Origin of the sequence: Vibrio sp. G-C-1 (assembly GCF_021728015.1) — a bacterium.
Lineage (GTDB): Bacteria > Pseudomonadota > Gammaproteobacteria > Enterobacterales > Vibrionaceae > Vibrio > Vibrio splendidus.
Genome location: NZ_JAKKCR010000026.1, coordinates 1 through 16,567, shown reverse-complemented (window position 1 = coordinate 16,567; position 16,567 = coordinate 1). Strand labels below are relative to the sequence as shown.

The 16,567-nt window shown below is 44.7% G+C and carries 17 protein-coding genes; 9 read left to right on the top strand and 8 right to left on the bottom strand.

Annotated elements, in window-relative coordinates:
* Positions 1–116 precede the first annotated feature (116 nt).
* On the top strand, positions 117–554 hold the full coding sequence (locus tag L3V36_RS23330; RefSeq protein ID WP_017087288.1) for a Spy/CpxP family protein refolding chaperone: 438 nt from the start codon (positions 117–119) through the stop codon (positions 552–554).
* A gap of 155 nt (positions 555–709) precedes the next feature.
* Here L3V36_RS23330 and L3V36_RS23325 read toward each other — a convergent pair whose 3' ends face one another.
* Complete coding sequence (locus tag L3V36_RS23325; protein ID WP_017081973.1) at positions 710–2,062, bottom strand: MATE family efflux transporter; 1,353 nt, start codon at positions 2,060–2,062, stop codon at positions 710–712.
* A gap of 100 nt (positions 2,063–2,162) precedes the next feature.
* Between L3V36_RS23325 and L3V36_RS23320 the strand changes: the two genes are divergently transcribed.
* A complete protein-coding gene (locus tag L3V36_RS23320; protein WP_208775702.1) occupies positions 2,163–3,116 on the top strand; it encodes a LysR family transcriptional regulator in 954 nt (317 codons plus the stop codon).
* A gap of 133 nt (positions 3,117–3,249) precedes the next feature.
* The gene (locus L3V36_RS23315; protein WP_102491611.1) at positions 3,250–4,371 is read left to right on the top strand and encodes an FAD-dependent monooxygenase; all 1,122 of its coding nucleotides are present in this window, start codon (positions 3,250–3,252) and stop codon (positions 4,369–4,371) included.
* 117 nt (positions 4,372–4,488) lie between these two features.
* Here L3V36_RS23315 and L3V36_RS23310 read toward each other — a convergent pair whose 3' ends face one another.
* Entirely contained in the window at positions 4,489–5,889 is a 1,401-nt protein-coding gene (locus L3V36_RS23310) for an alpha-amylase family protein (RefSeq protein ID WP_102571598.1), read from the bottom strand.
* A gap of 269 nt (positions 5,890–6,158) precedes the next feature.
* Between L3V36_RS23310 and L3V36_RS23305 the strand changes: the two genes are divergently transcribed.
* Positions 6,159–7,058 carry a DMT family transporter gene (locus L3V36_RS23305; protein ID WP_102454462.1) on the top strand — a complete coding sequence of 300 codons (900 nt, stop codon included), beginning with the start codon at positions 6,159–6,161 and terminating at the stop codon, positions 7,056–7,058.
* Between the two features lie 153 nt (positions 7,059–7,211).
* Here the strand turns inward: L3V36_RS23305 and L3V36_RS23300 are convergent, their stop codons facing one another.
* Positions 7,212–7,631 carry a VOC family protein gene (locus tag L3V36_RS23300; RefSeq protein ID WP_004731682.1) on the bottom strand — a complete coding sequence of 140 codons (420 nt, stop codon included), beginning with the start codon at positions 7,629–7,631 and terminating at the stop codon, positions 7,212–7,214.
* 315 nt (positions 7,632–7,946) lie between these two features.
* Here L3V36_RS23300 and L3V36_RS23295 point away from each other — a divergent pair, with 315 nt between their 5' ends.
* The gene (locus L3V36_RS23295; RefSeq protein ID WP_017095063.1) at positions 7,947–8,213 is read left to right on the top strand and encodes a DUF3081 domain-containing protein; all 267 of its coding nucleotides are present in this window, start codon (positions 7,947–7,949) and stop codon (positions 8,211–8,213) included.
* A 45-nt stretch (positions 8,214–8,258) separates the two neighbouring features.
* Positions 8,259–8,894: a CIA30 family protein gene (locus L3V36_RS23290; protein ID WP_029405967.1), complete on the top strand. Its 636-nt coding sequence runs from the start codon at positions 8,259–8,261 to the stop codon at positions 8,892–8,894.
* A gap of 122 nt (positions 8,895–9,016) precedes the next feature.
* Here the strand turns inward: L3V36_RS23290 and L3V36_RS23285 are convergent, their stop codons facing one another.
* Positions 9,017–10,042 carry a zinc-binding alcohol dehydrogenase family protein gene (locus tag L3V36_RS23285; RefSeq protein WP_208775701.1) on the bottom strand — a complete coding sequence of 342 codons (1,026 nt, stop codon included), beginning with the start codon at positions 10,040–10,042 and terminating at the stop codon, positions 9,017–9,019.
* Between the two features lie 156 nt (positions 10,043–10,198).
* Positions 10,199–10,966, bottom strand: coding sequence for a glycine betaine ABC transporter substrate-binding protein (locus L3V36_RS23280; RefSeq protein WP_108189608.1), 768 nt, complete (start codon positions 10,964–10,966; stop codon positions 10,199–10,201).
* Positions 10,967–11,233: 267 nt separating this feature from the next.
* Here L3V36_RS23280 and L3V36_RS23275 point away from each other — a divergent pair, with 267 nt between their 5' ends.
* Positions 11,234–12,166 (top strand): LysR family transcriptional regulator, encoded by a 933-nt coding sequence (locus L3V36_RS23275; protein ID WP_108092053.1) that lies wholly within the window; start codon positions 11,234–11,236, stop codon positions 12,164–12,166.
* Between the two features lie 156 nt (positions 12,167–12,322).
* On the opposite strand, the gene L3V36_RS23270 is transcribed toward L3V36_RS23275, so the two are convergent.
* On the bottom strand, positions 12,323–12,712 hold the full coding sequence (locus L3V36_RS23270; protein WP_017081954.1) for a hypothetical protein: 390 nt from the start codon (positions 12,710–12,712) through the stop codon (positions 12,323–12,325).
* 170 nt (positions 12,713–12,882) lie between these two features.
* Entirely contained in the window at positions 12,883–14,076 is a 1,194-nt protein-coding gene (locus L3V36_RS23265; protein ID WP_208775700.1) for a benzoate/H(+) symporter BenE family transporter, read from the bottom strand.
* 98 nt (positions 14,077–14,174) lie between these two features.
* Here L3V36_RS23265 and L3V36_RS23260 point away from each other — a divergent pair, with 98 nt between their 5' ends.
* A complete protein-coding gene (locus L3V36_RS23260) occupies positions 14,175–14,741 on the top strand; it encodes an XRE family transcriptional regulator (RefSeq protein ID WP_108189610.1) in 567 nt (188 codons plus the stop codon).
* 104 nt (positions 14,742–14,845) lie between these two features.
* On the opposite strand, the gene L3V36_RS23255 is transcribed toward L3V36_RS23260, so the two are convergent.
* A complete protein-coding gene (locus tag L3V36_RS23255) occupies positions 14,846–15,895 on the bottom strand; it encodes a cysteine synthase A (RefSeq protein ID WP_102497279.1) in 1,050 nt (349 codons plus the stop codon).
* Positions 15,896–16,064: 169 nt separating this feature from the next.
* Between L3V36_RS23255 and L3V36_RS23250 the strand changes: the two genes are divergently transcribed.
* Positions 16,065–16,280, top strand: coding sequence for an acetyltransferase (locus tag L3V36_RS23250; protein ID WP_102497278.1), 216 nt, complete (start codon positions 16,065–16,067; stop codon positions 16,278–16,280).
* Positions 16,281–16,567: the final 287 nt, after the last annotated feature.

The following is a 16,567-nucleotide window of genomic DNA, read 5'->3' as shown; positions in this document are numbered from 1 at the left end:
TATCTGAACGAATTTAAGTGAACGTAAATCGCTGAGCACACTTAACTGAACAGCGTGTTCATATCGAGTTCAGCTTCGCCATCTATACTCATGTTTCCACTAACAGGAGAAATTCAATGAAATCACTGAAAAAGTCGCTTTGTGTATTAACTGCTTCAGCTCTACTCGTTACCGCTCCGTTTGTGAGTGCTTCATCACCACAACAACCGCCACAACCCGCAGTGAGCCCACTGCAAATGGTTATTGCTTCTTTAAACCTAAGCGAAGAGCAACACGCGGAAGTCATCTCCCTTGTTGAAGGCTACCAATCTGATAGAACACAGATTGACATGGATAGCGCGATCGAGCTCAAGAAGAAACAGATCAGCCTTGTGACTCAACCTGATTTCAATGAAGCCGAGATGGAAAAGATCATCGACACCGTTCAAGCAACCGAGAAGTCGATGGTGATGCAAGAGATGCGTCTTAAAAACAACATTTATAATGTGTTAACTGAAGAGCAGAAAGAGCAATTCAAAACCATGATGAAGTCTGCGCTCTCTGGTGGAAAGTAGTCTGGCAATAAATCATCTGGTAGAAAATAGCTGCCTTTAATCCTGATATTGATTCTTCCCATCTCCCCCAGAAAAGGGAGAATCTGAATAGACAACAAAAAGCCGCAGTCATTATGATGACTGCGGCTTTTTGTGTTCAGTACACCATTAGCAAATCACGTATAAGCATGATTCGACAAATCTGGAGATTGGTTGTTCTTTTGAATGACACGCATCAATTGGATAAGCAGCAGAATACCTGTCACGCCCAAACCAACGCCGATTCCACCCCAGATCCCTGCCAATTCAAATTTTGGCATCAAATACCAAGCGGCAGGTAGGCCAAATACCCAGTAACCGATAGCAGTCATCACCGTTGGCATGGAGACAATCTTCATCCCTCTCAACAAATTAATTGCCAGTAACTGCCAAGCATCAACAATAAAGCACAGAGCGACGACCCAGATAACAGAAGCCAACAGTGAAGTCATCGCACCCGTGCCATCGTCCAGCTTGAAGATAGACGCGATCATTTCGGGCCATATGATGAACACGGCAGACAACGCAACGCTCAACACCGACACCAAGATAAAGCTGAGAATCGAGGTTCTTTTGATCCCTTCGTAGTTTCCCGCACCGAAATCACGCCCCACCAGAATAGCTGCGGCTTGTGAGAAACCGAAATTGAAGTTCCAAGTAAAGCTTAAGCATTGCAGTAGAATTTGGTGTAAGGCTAACGAAGCAATACTGATCGTGCCCGCCATCAAGGTGCCGCCGTAAATAAGGCCATGTTCAAGTAATGCTGCTAATCCGATAGGTAAACCCATCATTAAAAGCGGACTCATCAACTTAATTGAATACTCTTCTGTGTTTAACCAAGGGGCGAACTGCCTGAATTCGTCACGTTTGAATACCCAAACCGTGTATCCGACCATCACGATAAATGCCGCGATAGCCGTACCTAGCCCTAAACCCGTTAAGCCCATGTCCAATTGGAAGGTTAAGAAGTAGCTGACTGGCACATTCAGAATTACGGTGATAATAGACATCACCAGAATAGAGCGCACATTGCCAAACGCGCTGGTTAAGCCGCGAAGCACCAATAAGATCAGCGAAGGTAACATCACCCACTTCAAAGCATGGACATATTCCATGGCTAAAGTGATCACTTCTGGCGGCTGTTTGGCTGCTTCTAATACCAACGGAGCAAACCAGAAGCTGGCCATTAAGGTCACACTAAGCACGAATGCCAACATAGTTGCGCCTTTCACAGCCAATCTGATTTGAGTATTACCAAACTCAGGGCGAGCTACTCGCTGACCATAAGCGATCGCAATCAAGTTCGCGACACAACCCACGGTGCTGCTCGCAATAATGAAGATGAAAAAGTAGATAGAGGCGCCTAAGCCACCAGCCGCAAGGGCTGACACACTGATCCGCGACATCATCCAAACATCAGTAAGGACTAACGCCATGGAGATCAGCTGTGAAATGATCAAAGGGAATGCAAGTGTGAGTATTTTTTTCATGAGCGCCTCAGGTAATTTCGCCCAAAATACGATCGATGAGGCTGGCGTTCAATTGATAAATTTGCGACTCTAGCATTCCATAAACTCATGCGAACGAATTATGACCCCATATCCTAGCTTGCCATCCTCACATAATGGCTTAAAAGCGTTTGAAGCTGCTGCAAGGCTGATGAGCTTTACTCTGGCTGCCGAAGAGCTGCATGTGACACAAAGTGCAATCAGCCGACAGATCAAACAGCTTGAAGATGAGTTAAACGCATCACTGGTTATTCGTAAGCATCGAGCGATTGAATTAACGGTACAAGGTCATGATTTGTATGTGGCTTTGCGTGAAAGCTACGGCAATATCGAAGCTATCATTGCCTCTTGGAGTGAGCCGAAGCAGAAACGTATCGTGATCAAAGCGACCTTAAGTTTCGCGACGCGAGTATTGATCTCTAAAGTCAGGGAATTAAACGAGCGTTATCAAGATCATGAGATCGTCATAGTTCCTGTGATTGAGGAAGACGAATCGATTAATAGTAGTGAGTATGATCTACTGATCTTCCACACGCGTTTCAAAAAACGCTATGACAAGGCACCTGACATCACCTTCTTGCGTGAAGAGTTTATGGCACCCGTGTGTTCCACGAACATAATTACTGAAGACACCGATTTAACTTCCATTTTAACAATGCCTCGCATTCACCCAACACTCGACCACCATGACTGGAAGGCTTGGCTTGCAGATGTAGAGTCCCCTCCAAAGAAGTCCGTCAGGAATACCAGTTTCTTATCGTTAGATATGGCACTCAGTGCGTGTTTATCCGGTGAAGGCGTTACGGTCACGGATCTATTGTTAGTACAACAAGATCTCCAACGAGGCTTCTTGTACTGCCCTAAGAATGCAAAGATCCAACACAGTGCTTGGACTTACTTCATGCACCAACGTACTCACACGCCTATCATCAATGACCTTATTGAATGGCTTAGGGAAGAGACAGAAAAAGAGATCGAGTTGCTTAAATCACTATCCCATCAGAACCATTGGTTTGGTGTTATCCAAGATTATTAGGGGATCGGTGCCTCATTTTTTAAAACTGCATTAACCTTATAATTTATAACGTTTATTTATCGATTCGAATGACCTATCTTACGCCCTATGAACCAGTACACAGATATTGGCATCTTATTCTTAGGAGAAAGTCATGGAACAACAACGTCTAAAAGTCGCAATTATTGGTGCGGGGCTGAATGGTTTGGCACTTGCATTATCACTGCGTAAATTTGGTATTAGAGCTCGAATATACGAAAAAGCAGCACAACCACGTGCTGACGGTACTGGCATCATTATGTGGCCAGAAGGCATGCAAGTACTTGCGGCACTGGTTGGTGTCGATAAAGTCAAAGCTGCGTGTAACCAAGTCGATACCATCTCGACATTAACGGCGACAGGGTTGCCCATCAACACACTTAATATGAGTGACTCTCCGAGTAAAGCTAACGCGCCAATTGGTTTATTTCACCGCAGCCGTTTATACCAACTGCTATTAAATGAGCTAGGAGATGACTGCATCGTCACTAACCAAACCTGCACTGTTGTTCAAAACGACGATGAGCCGCAAATTCTGATCAACGGCGAACCCATTGATGCGGATATTATTGTGGGTGCCGACGGTGTGTTCTCTCAAGTGAGAAAGTTTGTCGCGCCTGATGTGTCGTTAAGACAACCGAACGTCTATTGTTGCCGTGGTGAGATTGATTTCAAAGCACCTGAAATCAGCGATGATGAGTGTTATGTTTTTGCGGGTGATAAATCTCGTATCGTAACCTACACCTACGACCGAGAAACTCAAGGTAAATACTGGTTTGCCGCGTGTGCCGTTCAAGAAGGTGAAACGCTTTCTAAGCAAACCGTGTTAGAGCAATTCTCTCACTATCCGAGCTATTTACTGGATATGATTCGAGATACACCTGAATCGAAGATCTTGCCTTCCCCACTCACCGATGTTGCCCCATTTGATACTTGGTATCGCGGCAATGCTGTTCTGCTGGGAGATTCTTGTTGCGCTGTGCTGCCGACCATGGGTATCGGGTTCAGCTTGGGCATTGAGAACGCTTACGTATTGGCACAAAGCATTGCCTCCAACTTTGAAGGTACAGAGCAGGCATTCAAACGCTATCAGCAGCGCGCTCAGCAACGGTCGCATGAACTGCAAAACATCACACACCGACTCAGTGAGCTGACTTACAAAGACGAGTTCAACCCAGTCGAAGTGGCGGAGCTTTACCAACAGTTCGCCATTGCCAATAGTCGTTCGCCTTTCTAAACATTTGGCTCGTAAAAACGCGCCAGTTGCAAAACGACTCGTTTACAAAACAATAAGCCGCAGCAGTCGCTGCGGCTTATGCTTTCTACCGGTAGTGTTCGCTCTATTAAATAATCATTAAAGCTTAAACATACGCGCACTGCGTGGCGGTAGATTGAAGGTGTGGTAACGAGAAGTCACGGTTTCTGTCGCGCTGCTTAATACGTCTTTGTATTGAACATTCCAATTGAATTCATGTTGGTAGGTATCAACCGTCACGCCACGAGTTTCGCCACACTTGTTAATACCAACAACGCCTTCTTTGCCACGCTTAAACAGCAAAGTACATTGGTCACTCGAAATCATCGTCATCGGTTTACCTTGCATCGCGTTATGGAAACTCAGCATATTCTTCATATTCGAGCTATTCCAAACATTACCCCAACGACCGTTATCCTTGTCTTCAGAATCCGGTAGGTCATCGCTGTAGATCAACGGCGTACCGCCATCTTTGCCAAGGATGTAAGCGTAAGCAAGCTGCTCGTCTTGTGGATCCATAATTTGGTAACGGAAACCGTCATTGGTTGGAATATCATGTGTGATCGCAAAAGTAATTGAGCGATTATCATCCAATGCTTGGCCGTACGCTTTTGGATCATGTAGCTGATTCAAGCCACCGCCCATAGAGAATGCAGTTCGAATCGACGCAAACAGCGGGAAATCGTACGCGGAGTGATTAGTATTATTCAGGTACGGCGCTAAGAACGACTCATAGCCGCTGTTCCCTGCTCCACCGCTGGTAATCACCTCGCCAAACACATGCATGTTCGCAGTAATTTCAGACGTGAATACCTGATCGATTTGGTACTGGCTCATGTGTTTTACCGCATCAATACGGAAACCTTTGATCCCCATATCTTTTAGCGCTTTCAGATATAAACGTTGCTGTGAAACCACCCAGTTGTTTGGGTCGAGATCAGGCAAGCCAACATCGCCATCGGCACCACACAAACGCCAGTACTGAACGTGACCAGGATCGTTCCAATCTGAAATACAACCTGCGGCATGGAAATCGTTAGCCGAGACAAAACCTTGTGCTAAGCTGCCAAACAGAGTCTGGTCAGCATAGTAACTTGAACGGCTCGCATAATCGTTTAGTACTTCTGTGCCTGGATAATCCAAGTCACTTCGCTTCCAACTTTCATTCGCCATATGGTTCAACACCACATCGGCATACACATCAACACCCACACCTTTGAGTGCGGCAATCATTGCAGCTAAATCTTGTTTGTTGCCTAAAGGTGAATCAATGGTACGCAGATCTTGAGGTTGGTAACGCGCCCACCATTGGCTGCCGCTAGACTTCATCGCAGGTGCAACAAGCACCTTCTTATAGCCAGCTTGTGCAATTTGATCGGCGTTGGCCGTTACGTCCGAATACTTCCAATTGAAAGCATGCAAAATAGTGTCAGCATAAGTGGCTGAGCTAAAAGAACAAACGGCAAGTGCGGATATGAGTAGGGTATTGATTGGTTTCATAGAACATATCTCTCATTATAAATTCACAAGAATGATATGAATAAGAACGACAATTAAAACGACGGATAAATCAGAGTTGAATTAGCGTCACCTTCTGTTGATGGTGATTTTATAAAACTGAGCTATCGCCGATGTTATGCGGGATGAGTTTTGAACAGAACTGAAATGAGAATTAATTGAATCAAGTTGACCAGAACAGGACAAAGACTTTGGTCGGCTCTTCTAAACTACGTTATGATTCCTTTTCCCCTCAACCAATTGATATTTTTATGCCTTCTTTCTCTTTTTCACTGATCCCTGTAGGGGTTCGGTTCATGATCCTTTCTGCTTTTGGATTCGCACTGATGTCAGCTTGTGTGAAATACGTTAGCAATTACGGCATACCTGTATTTGAAATTGTTGCAGCAAGGGCTTTGGTGTCTTTGATCATCAGCTACATCGATGTGAAGCGCAAACGTATTTCTATTTGGGGCAACAACAAACCTCTGTTGTTTGTTCGTGGCGCTGTTGGTACCGCAGCCTTGATGTGTGTTTACTACGCTGTAACCACTCTTCCGTTAGCAGAAGCAACCATTCTGCAATACGTGCATCCTGTCTTTACCGCGTTACTTGGCGTACTGTTCCTGAAAGAACGCGTCCAAAAGTCGACCATGATATGCATTGTATTCTGCCTAGCGGGGTTATCGGTAATGGTACAGCCAAGCATGAACAGCGGCGCGAGCAGCGAGTTGCCGCTATTCAGTATTATGCTAGCGTTGTGTGGCGCGTTTGGTAGCTCAATTGCTTATGTGATTGTAAGAAAGCTTAGCCAAACTGAAGACAGCTCAGTGATCATCTTCTACTTCCCACTGGTCGCTCTGCCAATATCGACCGCCCTGATCTGGAACGACTTTGTATGGCCTAGCCTTTTCTTAACCATGATGCTGGTTCTGGTCGGAATTTTCACTCAGATCGGCCAATATGGTTTGACCAAAGCAATGCAAACTCAAGCAGCTGGTAAAGCTTCAGCTTACTCATACGTTCAGATCGTATTCTCAGCACTATTAGGTGTTTGGGTGTTCAATGAGATTCCATCAGTTTGGACATACCTAGGTGGTAGCCTTATTGTGACGGGTGCTCTTATCAATGTGTTTGGCAAACAACTGTTGATGCCGTTTAAAGCTAAGTAGACACCAACTAAAAGAGCTCAACATCAGTTAGCCAATCAGCGATTAAATAGATCTAAAAAGGGCATTGCGGATTATTCCACAATGCCCTTTTCTATAAATGCTCTAGCGTGTTTTCATTCAGCTAACCAACTTTAATAAAGCGGCGTATTACGGCTAGCTTGTAGCGTTACGTAGTTTTGGATCGTCACTCAAATACTCAACGAACTCGATTTCAAAGCCGGCCGGATCCACAAAGTAGACGTTTTTACGATAAGGTTCTTCGGCACCGGGTTTGGCAATTGGGAAGCCTGCATCAACAAGGCGCTTGGTTACGCTTTCGATATTATTGGTCACATAAGCGAAGTGCGCGAGGCCAACAGAATGCCCAGCCAAATCTCTATTTTCACCTTCACCGTGATCGCTCAACGCGATGTATTGGTACTCGTCGCCAAAATGCAGCCAGTTACGTGGCTTGCCTGACCACTCCCCTTTTCCCTCATCACGGACATACCAATGAGGGAACGCCGCTTTATAGAAAACCAGCATTTCTGGGATGTCTTTTACCACTAAATTTACATGTTCAAGTTGGATCATTCTTCTCTCCTTAAAGTATTCTCGTAAGCAACGTTGCATATCCTAATACCTCAATTTAAGTTGAGGTAAAGGGTTAATTTACGTTTATTTTCGAGAACGTTTTTTAGAGCCCAAATTGTTCGGCTTTGACTACATACAAACTTTAAGTTTAGACGACTTAATCTAATGTGGCTTCCTTGCCTCCTACAAAGCGGCCCAATGAAATGGCTCTCGTGTATCTAGGTCCCCACTGTGATCGTAATGCAGAACCAAACCGTATTTAATTCGAATACAAGCACTTAGCATTTTTCATCGACTGCGCAGCGGGAGTGGTACATGGACAACAGAATCACCATTTTAGAGTTTCTCAGAGTGTTCGATTGCATTCGCTCTTCGGGCAAGCAATTGGACAGCAAGTATCAATTGGGCGAGATGGTAGCGTGGCACGATTACGATGGTTACACCTGTTGGTTAAACTATCGAGACGTTACGGTGACCCTGATGTTCCACGGTTCATTGAAGATCGAATACGACAAGGCGTCGAACTATGAAGACTTCATCAATCGTTGTTTAGCTATGCTTGAAACTGAACCCTCTCCTTAAACTATCCATAGCTATCAGTAAACAACGCAAAACCTATGGGGAGCAGTGGAGAAAAAGATGAACGGAACCAAATGTAAAACGCGGTTACCCCTTAGGTTAACCACACCTTTACTCCTTCTACTCAGCCTACATTCGTTAAGTCTTAAGGCTGAAGCAATAGGGACAAACATGATCGACTTTACACAAGCGAGAGAGCATCAAAACTGGACAGTAACCAACGACGATGTAATGGGTGGCATCTCAACGGGCGGGCTCATTTATCTTGATAATATGAGTCAATTTAGGGGCGAGCTATCGTTAGAAAACAATGGTGGTTTCAGTTCTGTAAAGCGCTCCATTGAATCACCTGCCCATGAAATAGATAGCGTAGAACTAGTATTCGTTGGTGATGGTCGCACCTACCAACTGAGGTTCACAACATCGAAGGACGGCAATCGAGTTCAATACAAACACGATTTCGATACCATTAAGGGACAGCAGCTTAACAAGATCTTCCACTTAAATGATTTTCAAGCGGTGTTCAGAGGTCGGCTACTGAGCGATGCGCCGGAACTTAAGGCAAAAGACATCAAACAGATCGGCTTTTTGATCGCAGACAAACAGCCCTCGCCTTTTGAGCTAGACCTAATACAGCTTCACTTCAAAACATCGAAACTTATGACATCACCAGAAGCAGACTAAACTGACTAAACTGAAAACAAACAAAAGCCCCTGATACCTTTTGACTAGCAATCAGATATCAGGGGCTTCTTCTATTTAAACCGTCAACAATTCAAAACAACGGCGGATTAAAACATCAGCAATTAGTATTTGATGGCTGTTTTACCAATCGAGGCACTGCTTTCAATACGTTGATGTGCATCTTTGATTGTATCCACACTAAAGCCATTTAGGGTCGAGGTTAGCGTCGTTTTAATACGGCCCGCATCAATCAGATTCGCGGCTTGGAATAAGATGTCTTGCTGCTTCTGGATATCTTCAGTGTTAAACAGTGAACGTGTAAACATCAGTTCCCAAACAAAGCCTGCTGATTTACCTTGCAGCGCTGATAAGTCAATGCCACCGTCAAACTCTACGATCGAACTGATCATGCCTTGCGGTGCAATCAGCTCAACCATCGCATCCCAGTGCCCTTTGGTATCAGCAACATTGAAGATGTAGTCGACATGTTGAATGCCTTGCTCTCGCACTGACTCGACAAGGTTACGGTGGTTCACCACATAATCCGCCCCCATATCCCTTACCCATTGTTCCGTTTCAGGTCTTGAAGCTGTTGCGATAACATTTAAGTTGGTGAGTTGCTTAGCCAGTTGAATAGTGATCGACCCTACACCGCCTGCGCCACCAATGATCAGGATAGACTTTTTCTCTTCAGGACGAACACGAAGGCGGTCAAACAACGCTTCCCATGCCGTAAGCGTTGCTAGTGGCATAACGGCTGCAGCTTCATCAGAAAGGCTCTTCGGCGCTTTAGCGGTAATACGGTAGTCCACAGCTTGGTATTCGGCATTAGCGCCCATACGAGTTACGTCACCTGCATAGTACACACAGTCACCGACTTCGAAGCCTTCAACGTCAGCACCTTTGCCAACAACTTCACCGACTGCGTCATAACCCAACACTTTTGGTTGTTCGAGTGTTTTGTCTTTGGCACTACGAATACGAATTTTTGCGTCAGCAGGGTTAATAGAAGTCGCGCTCACTTTTACTAGCAAGTCATTATTTTTTAGTTCTGGCAGACTCGTTTCAAACTCAAATAAACTGTCTTGCTCTGTAATCGCAAGTGATTGAGTAAATCCGATAGCTTTCATTTTTGATGGTACTGACATAGTGCTTTCTCCTTGAATTAGACGAGTTAATCTTAGTCAATTCTCACTCTAGATAAACCGCCTAATATTTGAATAATTCTCAAATAATTTTTGATAATTGTATTGCCGTTATCTGGGTAATGCAGACATCTAACTGCACTACCAACGGCTTAGAGGTTAAATCAGGCCTTTCTCAATCAACCAATCATGTGTGACTTGATCTTGTGGTTTACCTTCACGGCAAACTTTGTAATCCAGCTCTGCGATGATGTCATTCGAGAAGCGTAGGGAATCCAACTTCTGAATCTGTTGTTCGTTGAACAGATGCTTCTTGTCATCTCTTAAAAGAAGTACCGCTCTATCAACAATTCCGAGTAAGCCTTTTGGTTCTTTGAGTTCACGAATATCGTAACGATAGTGCAAAAACTGAGGTTTCCACAGTGGCACTACCACCCACTCTTTGTTTGCGACCGCACTTTCAAAGGCACTGAAACAATCGTCTTCACTGCCAGGAAAGAACTCGTAGCCGGCATCGCTCAGGCCATAGTCTTTCATCATCTGGATAGAGAAGCGTGTGATGCCAGCGCCGGGGTTGATACCTTGGATGGTCGAGTTCATTTTCTCGACCACTTCGGCTTTTAATAAATCAGAGACTTCAGAAACCGCCGCTTCAGGTACATAGTCTGGTAAGCCCCACAAGGCATAAGGTTCATAATGAAGCCCAAGCTCGATAAGCGGCTCAACGTCTTCAACGCCAGCTTTGTAGATACCGTGACTTGATGGCAACCACGCAGAAGAAAGCATATCCACTTGGCCTGTTTTCAGCTTTTCAAAGTTCTCCTGATGTGGAGAGAGAATACGCTCTACCTCAAAACCCATGGCTTTCAATACATTGGCAACCAATGATGCGGTCGTACGGTGGAACGACAAATCCGTTACACCCATTATGATTTTCTTAGTCATCTTGTCCCCCTAGATCGTAGGCTTCGTTCATACAGTGTGTACTGCGCTACGTTGTCGATAGGGGAAATGATAGTGAGAAAATTACTAATGAAAAACAGCCTCATATTTGAATTATTATCAAATTAATTTTGACAATTAAATGTTTGAAGCTAACTTAGAAGCGGTAAGTAGAGATCACCCATTTGCAGATTGTGATGGGGAAATATCCCAACGCCATGTTTAGAACATAATTCAATACAGGTAGATAATATGCTTCTTGAAGACTTACAGGTCATTTTGAAAGTGGCGGAGTTTCGCAGTATCACCGCTGCAGCCACCAACCTCGATATGCGTACTGCCACAGCAAGTGCTGCCGTCAAACGTGTTGAAGCTGCACTGGGGGCGGAATTATTTGTAAGAACCACGCGCCACCTAAGGCTCTCTTCAGCAGGCGAACGCTATTTACCTGAGTGTGAACAAGCCTTAAAAATGTTGGAGCAAGCGAAACTCAACATGAGAGAAGAGCTTGGTATTGTTGACGGTGAAATTCGCATCGCGCTTTCTTCTGATCTAGGGCGAAACCTAATCACACCTTGGCTTGATGAGTTTTTATTGGAATATCCTAACGCCGCACTACGTACTAGCATCAGCGATAGCAATATCGATTTTTACCGTGATTCTGTTGATATGGCGTTGCGTTATGGCTCCCCGACTGATGCCAACATGTATGGCTTTAAAATCTGCGATGTACCCAGAATATTGTGTGCGGCCCCTGAATACTTGGCTGAAATGGGGACACCAAAACACCCGAGTGACTTAACTCAACACAATGGTTTGCTCTACCAACTTCATGACATATTGCAAGACGAGTGGATATTCAACGATGGCACTCAAGATCATAAAGTGAAACTAAAAGGGAACCGCGCCTCGAACGACGCTGATCTTGTAAGACGTTGGTGTATCGCGGGTAAAGGAGTGGCAATAAAATCTTGCCTAGACATGTCACGTCATCTGCTTTCAGGCGAAGTGGTTAAAGTCATGCCTGAATTTAAACCAACACCCACAGAACTGTGGTTAGTATGCCCAAGTCGTCAATCCATCACCCCTACTGTGCGTCTACTGAGAGATTTATTCAGAGAGAAGACCGCAGAGATCCTTTCGCAACTGAGCGAACAAGGCATTATAGAAAGCAAAATATCATAGGATCTAATGCAGCTTGGATATAAGAAGTAGAGATACAAAAAAGGCGTTAGCGAACTTCAATTCGCTAACGCCTTTAATCATTTGAACATCATATGGGTATGATGAACATACTGACTTTATTACAAGTACTTGGTTTAATAACCTTAATACAAGAGTTTAGTTTGACTCGTCTTCAACAACGTCACAACCTGCACAGCACTGAAGAGCAATTTCATGTTCGAAGGTGATGGTGTCTTCGCCTTCTTCCAGTAGCTCTGCGATTTCATCCGCGACTTCTTTCTCATCATCCGCTTCAATTTCGCTTGCTAGTTCTTCTTCTGAATAACCGAAGAAGTTAAGCAATAGGTACTCACGAGCTTCCTCTTTAGTACATACCACATTTGCTGAAAGATCAGGTGTAATCTCACCTTGCGCAAGCGTCGCTGTCAGTTGAGCTATCACATCTTCTTTCATCGCAGGCGTTAACCAACCAAGATCAGTACTTACCGTCGTTTTTTTACAGTCGAAGCAAGGCAGTTGATGAAAATAGTATTGAAAGGTAGTCATAAGTAATTTCTTCTTTAAATGTTGTATAGCGAGATTATGCGCGTTTTGTAGCAAAATACTATCTCAATCACAACCTAAGGCTGGTTCGAACTGAATATTTGTACCAAGCACAAAGCACCATGATGACTACTGATAAATTTAAGGCCTCGTTTACTAGGGACATCATCTCATTACGACGAAGTTTGCGAAGTCTTGCTTGCTCCACGCGACTTAGCTTTGTAATGGTGTAACCAGCAACAAAACAACCCAATACACAGACCCCAAAATGCACTGCCGATTCCCAGTAAATTAGTACCAGAAGCAGTGAATAAGAAAGTAAGCAGTGCAGGCTCTCGATAGTGGTTGTCTGCCATCGAAACAGCTAAACAATTCATCAAGGTCGGCATCACCGCTAAGCCAGCAACCGCAATGACAATCTCGGAGGGCACTGCGCTAAACAGCGACACAAATGACATCCCCATCACACCAGCTAACAAGTAAAACCCGCCCATACAGATCCCCGCCATATAACGTGTCTTTGGATTACTATCCGCATTCGGGCCCATGCAAATAGCGCCCGTAATTGCTGCAAGGTTATACGCAAAGCCACCAAACGGTGCGAAGATCAAACCTGTCACCCCGGTGGTGGTAATGATCTTCGATGAATCGACTTGGTATCCGTTCGCTTTTAGAACCGCAAATCCCGGTAAGTTCTGTGAAGCCATCGTCACTATAAACAGTGGGATACCCACACTGAACAATGAAAAGAACTCAAAATCGGGCGTGATGAACACTGGGGTCGTTAATCCCATAGTCACCTGACTGACATCGAGTTTGCCAAAACCCACACACATGACCAATGCGATAATGAAAATGCTTGGGAGCAGTAAATTTCCTAACCGCGCTTTCGCCAGAATAAATACAGCGAGCATGACCGCTACGACTTGTGCCTCTTCCATTAGCGACATGAACAAACCCAAACCGAATTGCAATAGAATCCCCGCGAGCATCGCTGAGGCAATCGATGTTGGGATCTGTTTTAGGACTTTCTCAAATATCCCCGCCAATCCAACTAACGTGATCAACATCGAACTGAACAAAAACACGGCTACTGCCTGATTCATTGTTAGCCCTTCAAGAGATGTGATTAACAACGCCGCTCCAGGCGTCGACCACGCTGTAACCACAGGCTTCTTGTAATGAAACGAGAGCAGTATTGTGGTCATCCCCATGCCAATACCCAACGCCCAAAACCATGACGCCACTTGTTCTTCAGTTGCTCCAGCACTCATTGCCGCTTGGAAAATAATCGCCGCGGCGCTCGCATAACCAATGAAAACAGCGATAAAGCCGGTACTGACGTGAGAAAATTTTAGCTTAGTCATGTTAATCTCTTCCTGTGTGCGTTATAACGTCCATAGACCAAACCTAGCACTGTGCGCTATAACGCACAACTTATTTGTAAAAAACTTGTAGAGAAAATATGCAACCAGAAATTAAAGTTGGTGTTAACTTGAAACGCCTTCGCCAAGAGAAAGGCTGGAGCTTAGACAAAACAGCGAGAGAAACTGGCGTGAGTAAAGCAATGCTAGGACAAATTGAACGTGGAGAATCCAGCCCGACAGTCGCTAAGCTCTGGCAGATAGCTTCTGGGTTCGAAGTGTCACTTTCGAGTTTTATCGCGGCTAGCCCAAACAGTGAACTGACGAGTTTATTCAGAGATGCAAACGAACTAAGGCATGAGGAATACAACATTGGTTTTTTCGTCAGTTTGTTGTTTCCTTTTGAGGAAGCACTAGGGTTTGAAATATTCGAACTCACCCTAGCACCCGATTACCAGCATGAATCTGCCCCACATAACGCAGGTGTCACTGAGCACATCTTATGCATTTCGGGAGAGATGGAAGTGATGTTTGATGGTGAGTGGCATACGTTACGAGCAGGGCAAGCCGTTCGCTTCAATGCTAACCAAAACCATGGCTACAAAAATATCGGTGAAGGAAATGCCGTATTTCATAATGTGATTCACTACCCTAATAACAAGCAATAGTGCCGGATTTGGTGATAACGGCTATAACCGGATGTTTAGCGCTAACGGATGTCCATCACTAACGAAAGAGCAGGCATCCCACTGGCAGTATTCACTTAGAACAGCTATACGTTGACGACCATGCTGCCATCTTCTGCTTGATAACGAGCCCATAGTTGAGAAAGGTTTTCTTTATTAAGCTGTATCTCTTTTTCTTTCAGAAACGCTTCGTTGTGCAGCTTCGAATACGAGCGCTCAGCAAGGTCACAGCTGAATGTAACGATGGTTTTCCCTTTCCCCATTCTAGCTGCAGCGTATAGCGCACCTGCTACGTTCAACGACGAACTGCTTCCTAGAAGAATACCGTCATGTTCCGCAACAAGGCGGGATATCGTCACCAAATCCTGATCGGGCAGTGTGATTGCACGATTGATTTTTGCCTGCCTGAAATTTTCAACCGTCCGCATGATCCCTATGCCTTCCGTGAACGAACTTCCCGTTGATTGATACTGTCCATTACGTAGAAACGAATAAATGCCGGACCCATTTGGGTCAACTAACCAAGTTTCGAGATTGGGTTTCTGCTCAGATAGATAGTGTGAGTTTCCGGCAATGGTTCCACCAGTCCCCACCACTGAAACTAGAGCATCAATATTCCCTTGGGTTTGCTGCCATATTTCCGGTCCAGTATTTAAATAGTGTGCTCGATAATTACTGAGATTTTCGAACTGATCTGCCCACCAATAATCTTCATTTTCGACACCGATCCGTTTGGCCGTGTGGTAAAAGTGTTCAGGTTTTGCAAAAGGACAAGGGTCGACCAGTAACAGTTCAGCGTTATAAAGCGAGATCATGCGCTCTTTCTCTTGTGCCTGCCCTTTTGGCATCACCACCAACATTTTATAACCGAGGGATTTGGCCACTAGAGCAAGGCCAATCCCCGTATTTCCTGCGGTACCTTCGACGATTGTCATTCCCGGCTTAAGCTTACCGGCTTCTACTGCATCCATAACCAACTGAAGGGCCGCTCTATCTTTAATCGAACCACCCGGATTCTGGTGTTCGCACTTAATAAGAATCTCACAACCTGATATCTCTGAGAGACTGTTGATTCTAACAAGATCGGTATCGCCGATGAGTTCACTGAGATTGTTTGCAATGTGGGCAGATGACATCGCGACTCCATTTATTTGTTGAGGATGAGTTGTTCATCGATTGGGTTGTCGATGATCATAAGCGTAGCTCTGAGGTCTGCTTAGTCAAGGAGTGGCGGAATTGAAAAGACTCTCATTTTCCAAATAACAATTATAATTAGGGGTGATCGAATAGACTGAGGGTAAAAAAATGTTTCTAAAAGAGAAAAAGAGCGGTGACCTCGTAGATGTAACTGAAATGACCAAATTAACCAACTTATTTCAGGACAGTATCGAAGGTCGGTTTCAAGCTGGCGAAGAACAGCAAGACCCTGAGATGTTTAAAAAATCCGAACTGATGTTTATGTCAGGGGAAGAGTTACCTCGATGCTGGACAGATCCAAACTACCGCTCAGAGGTTAAATAACCTTAACTCTTCCTGAGTCCCAAGTGAGTTGTAATTGAAACTCTGTTCTAAAAGTGTTTGACGATGGCCTTGCGAGCTATGTAATGGCATAGTTAATTTGGCCCCCTGTTAAAGCGTTAAGACGCATCTTTACTAGACACAAAAAAGCGAGCCACTTAGGCTTAATGCCGTTCACTTAAGAGTGAACGGCATTTTTGTTCTTAGCATACCGCTGTGGTCTAGGCTTAACTGTTCTAGGGAATGTTCTTTCCCTCCGCCCTTCAAGTATTAAGCTTTCAGCCATGTTG

Excerpts from the sequence above, each read along its gene's own strand:
- L3V36_RS23330 (WP_017087288.1), top strand. The coding sequence starts at position 117 with ATGAAATCACTGAAAAAGTCGCTTTGTGTATTAACTGCTTCAGCTCTA.
- L3V36_RS23325 (WP_017081973.1), bottom strand. The coding sequence starts at position 2,062 with ATGAAAAAAATACTCACACTTGCATTCCCTTTGATCATTTCACAGCTG.
- L3V36_RS23320 (WP_208775702.1), top strand. The coding sequence starts at position 2,163 with ATGACCCCATATCCTAGCTTGCCATCCTCACATAATGGCTTAAAAGCG.
- L3V36_RS23315 (WP_102491611.1), top strand. The coding sequence starts at position 3,250 with ATGGAACAACAACGTCTAAAAGTCGCAATTATTGGTGCGGGGCTGAAT.
- L3V36_RS23310 (WP_102571598.1), bottom strand. The coding sequence starts at position 5,889 with ATGAAACCAATCAATACCCTACTCATATCCGCACTTGCCGTTTGTTCT.
- L3V36_RS23305 (WP_102454462.1), top strand. The coding sequence starts at position 6,159 with ATGCCTTCTTTCTCTTTTTCACTGATCCCTGTAGGGGTTCGGTTCATG.
- L3V36_RS23300 (WP_004731682.1), bottom strand. The coding sequence starts at position 7,631 with ATGATCCAACTTGAACATGTAAATTTAGTGGTAAAAGACATCCCAGAA.
- L3V36_RS23295 (WP_017095063.1), top strand. The coding sequence starts at position 7,947 with ATGGACAACAGAATCACCATTTTAGAGTTTCTCAGAGTGTTCGATTGC.
- L3V36_RS23285 (WP_208775701.1), bottom strand. The coding sequence starts at position 10,042 with ATGTCAGTACCATCAAAAATGAAAGCTATCGGATTTACTCAATCACTT.
- L3V36_RS23280 (WP_108189608.1), bottom strand. The coding sequence starts at position 10,966 with ATGGGTGTAACGGATTTGTCGTTCCACCGTACGACCGCATCATTGGTT.
- L3V36_RS23275 (WP_108092053.1), top strand. The coding sequence starts at position 11,234 with ATGCTTCTTGAAGACTTACAGGTCATTTTGAAAGTGGCGGAGTTTCGC.
- L3V36_RS23270 (WP_017081954.1), bottom strand. The coding sequence starts at position 12,712 with ATGACTACCTTTCAATACTATTTTCATCAACTGCCTTGCTTCGACTGT.
- L3V36_RS23265 (WP_208775700.1), bottom strand. The coding sequence starts at position 14,076 with ATGACTAAGCTAAAATTTTCTCACGTCAGTACCGGCTTTATCGCTGTT.
- L3V36_RS23260 (WP_108189610.1), top strand. The coding sequence starts at position 14,175 with ATGCAACCAGAAATTAAAGTTGGTGTTAACTTGAAACGCCTTCGCCAA.
- L3V36_RS23255 (WP_102497279.1), bottom strand. The coding sequence starts at position 15,895 with ATGTCATCTGCCCACATTGCAAACAATCTCAGTGAACTCATCGGCGAT.
- L3V36_RS23250 (WP_102497278.1), top strand. The coding sequence starts at position 16,065 with ATGTTTCTAAAAGAGAAAAAGAGCGGTGACCTCGTAGATGTAACTGAA.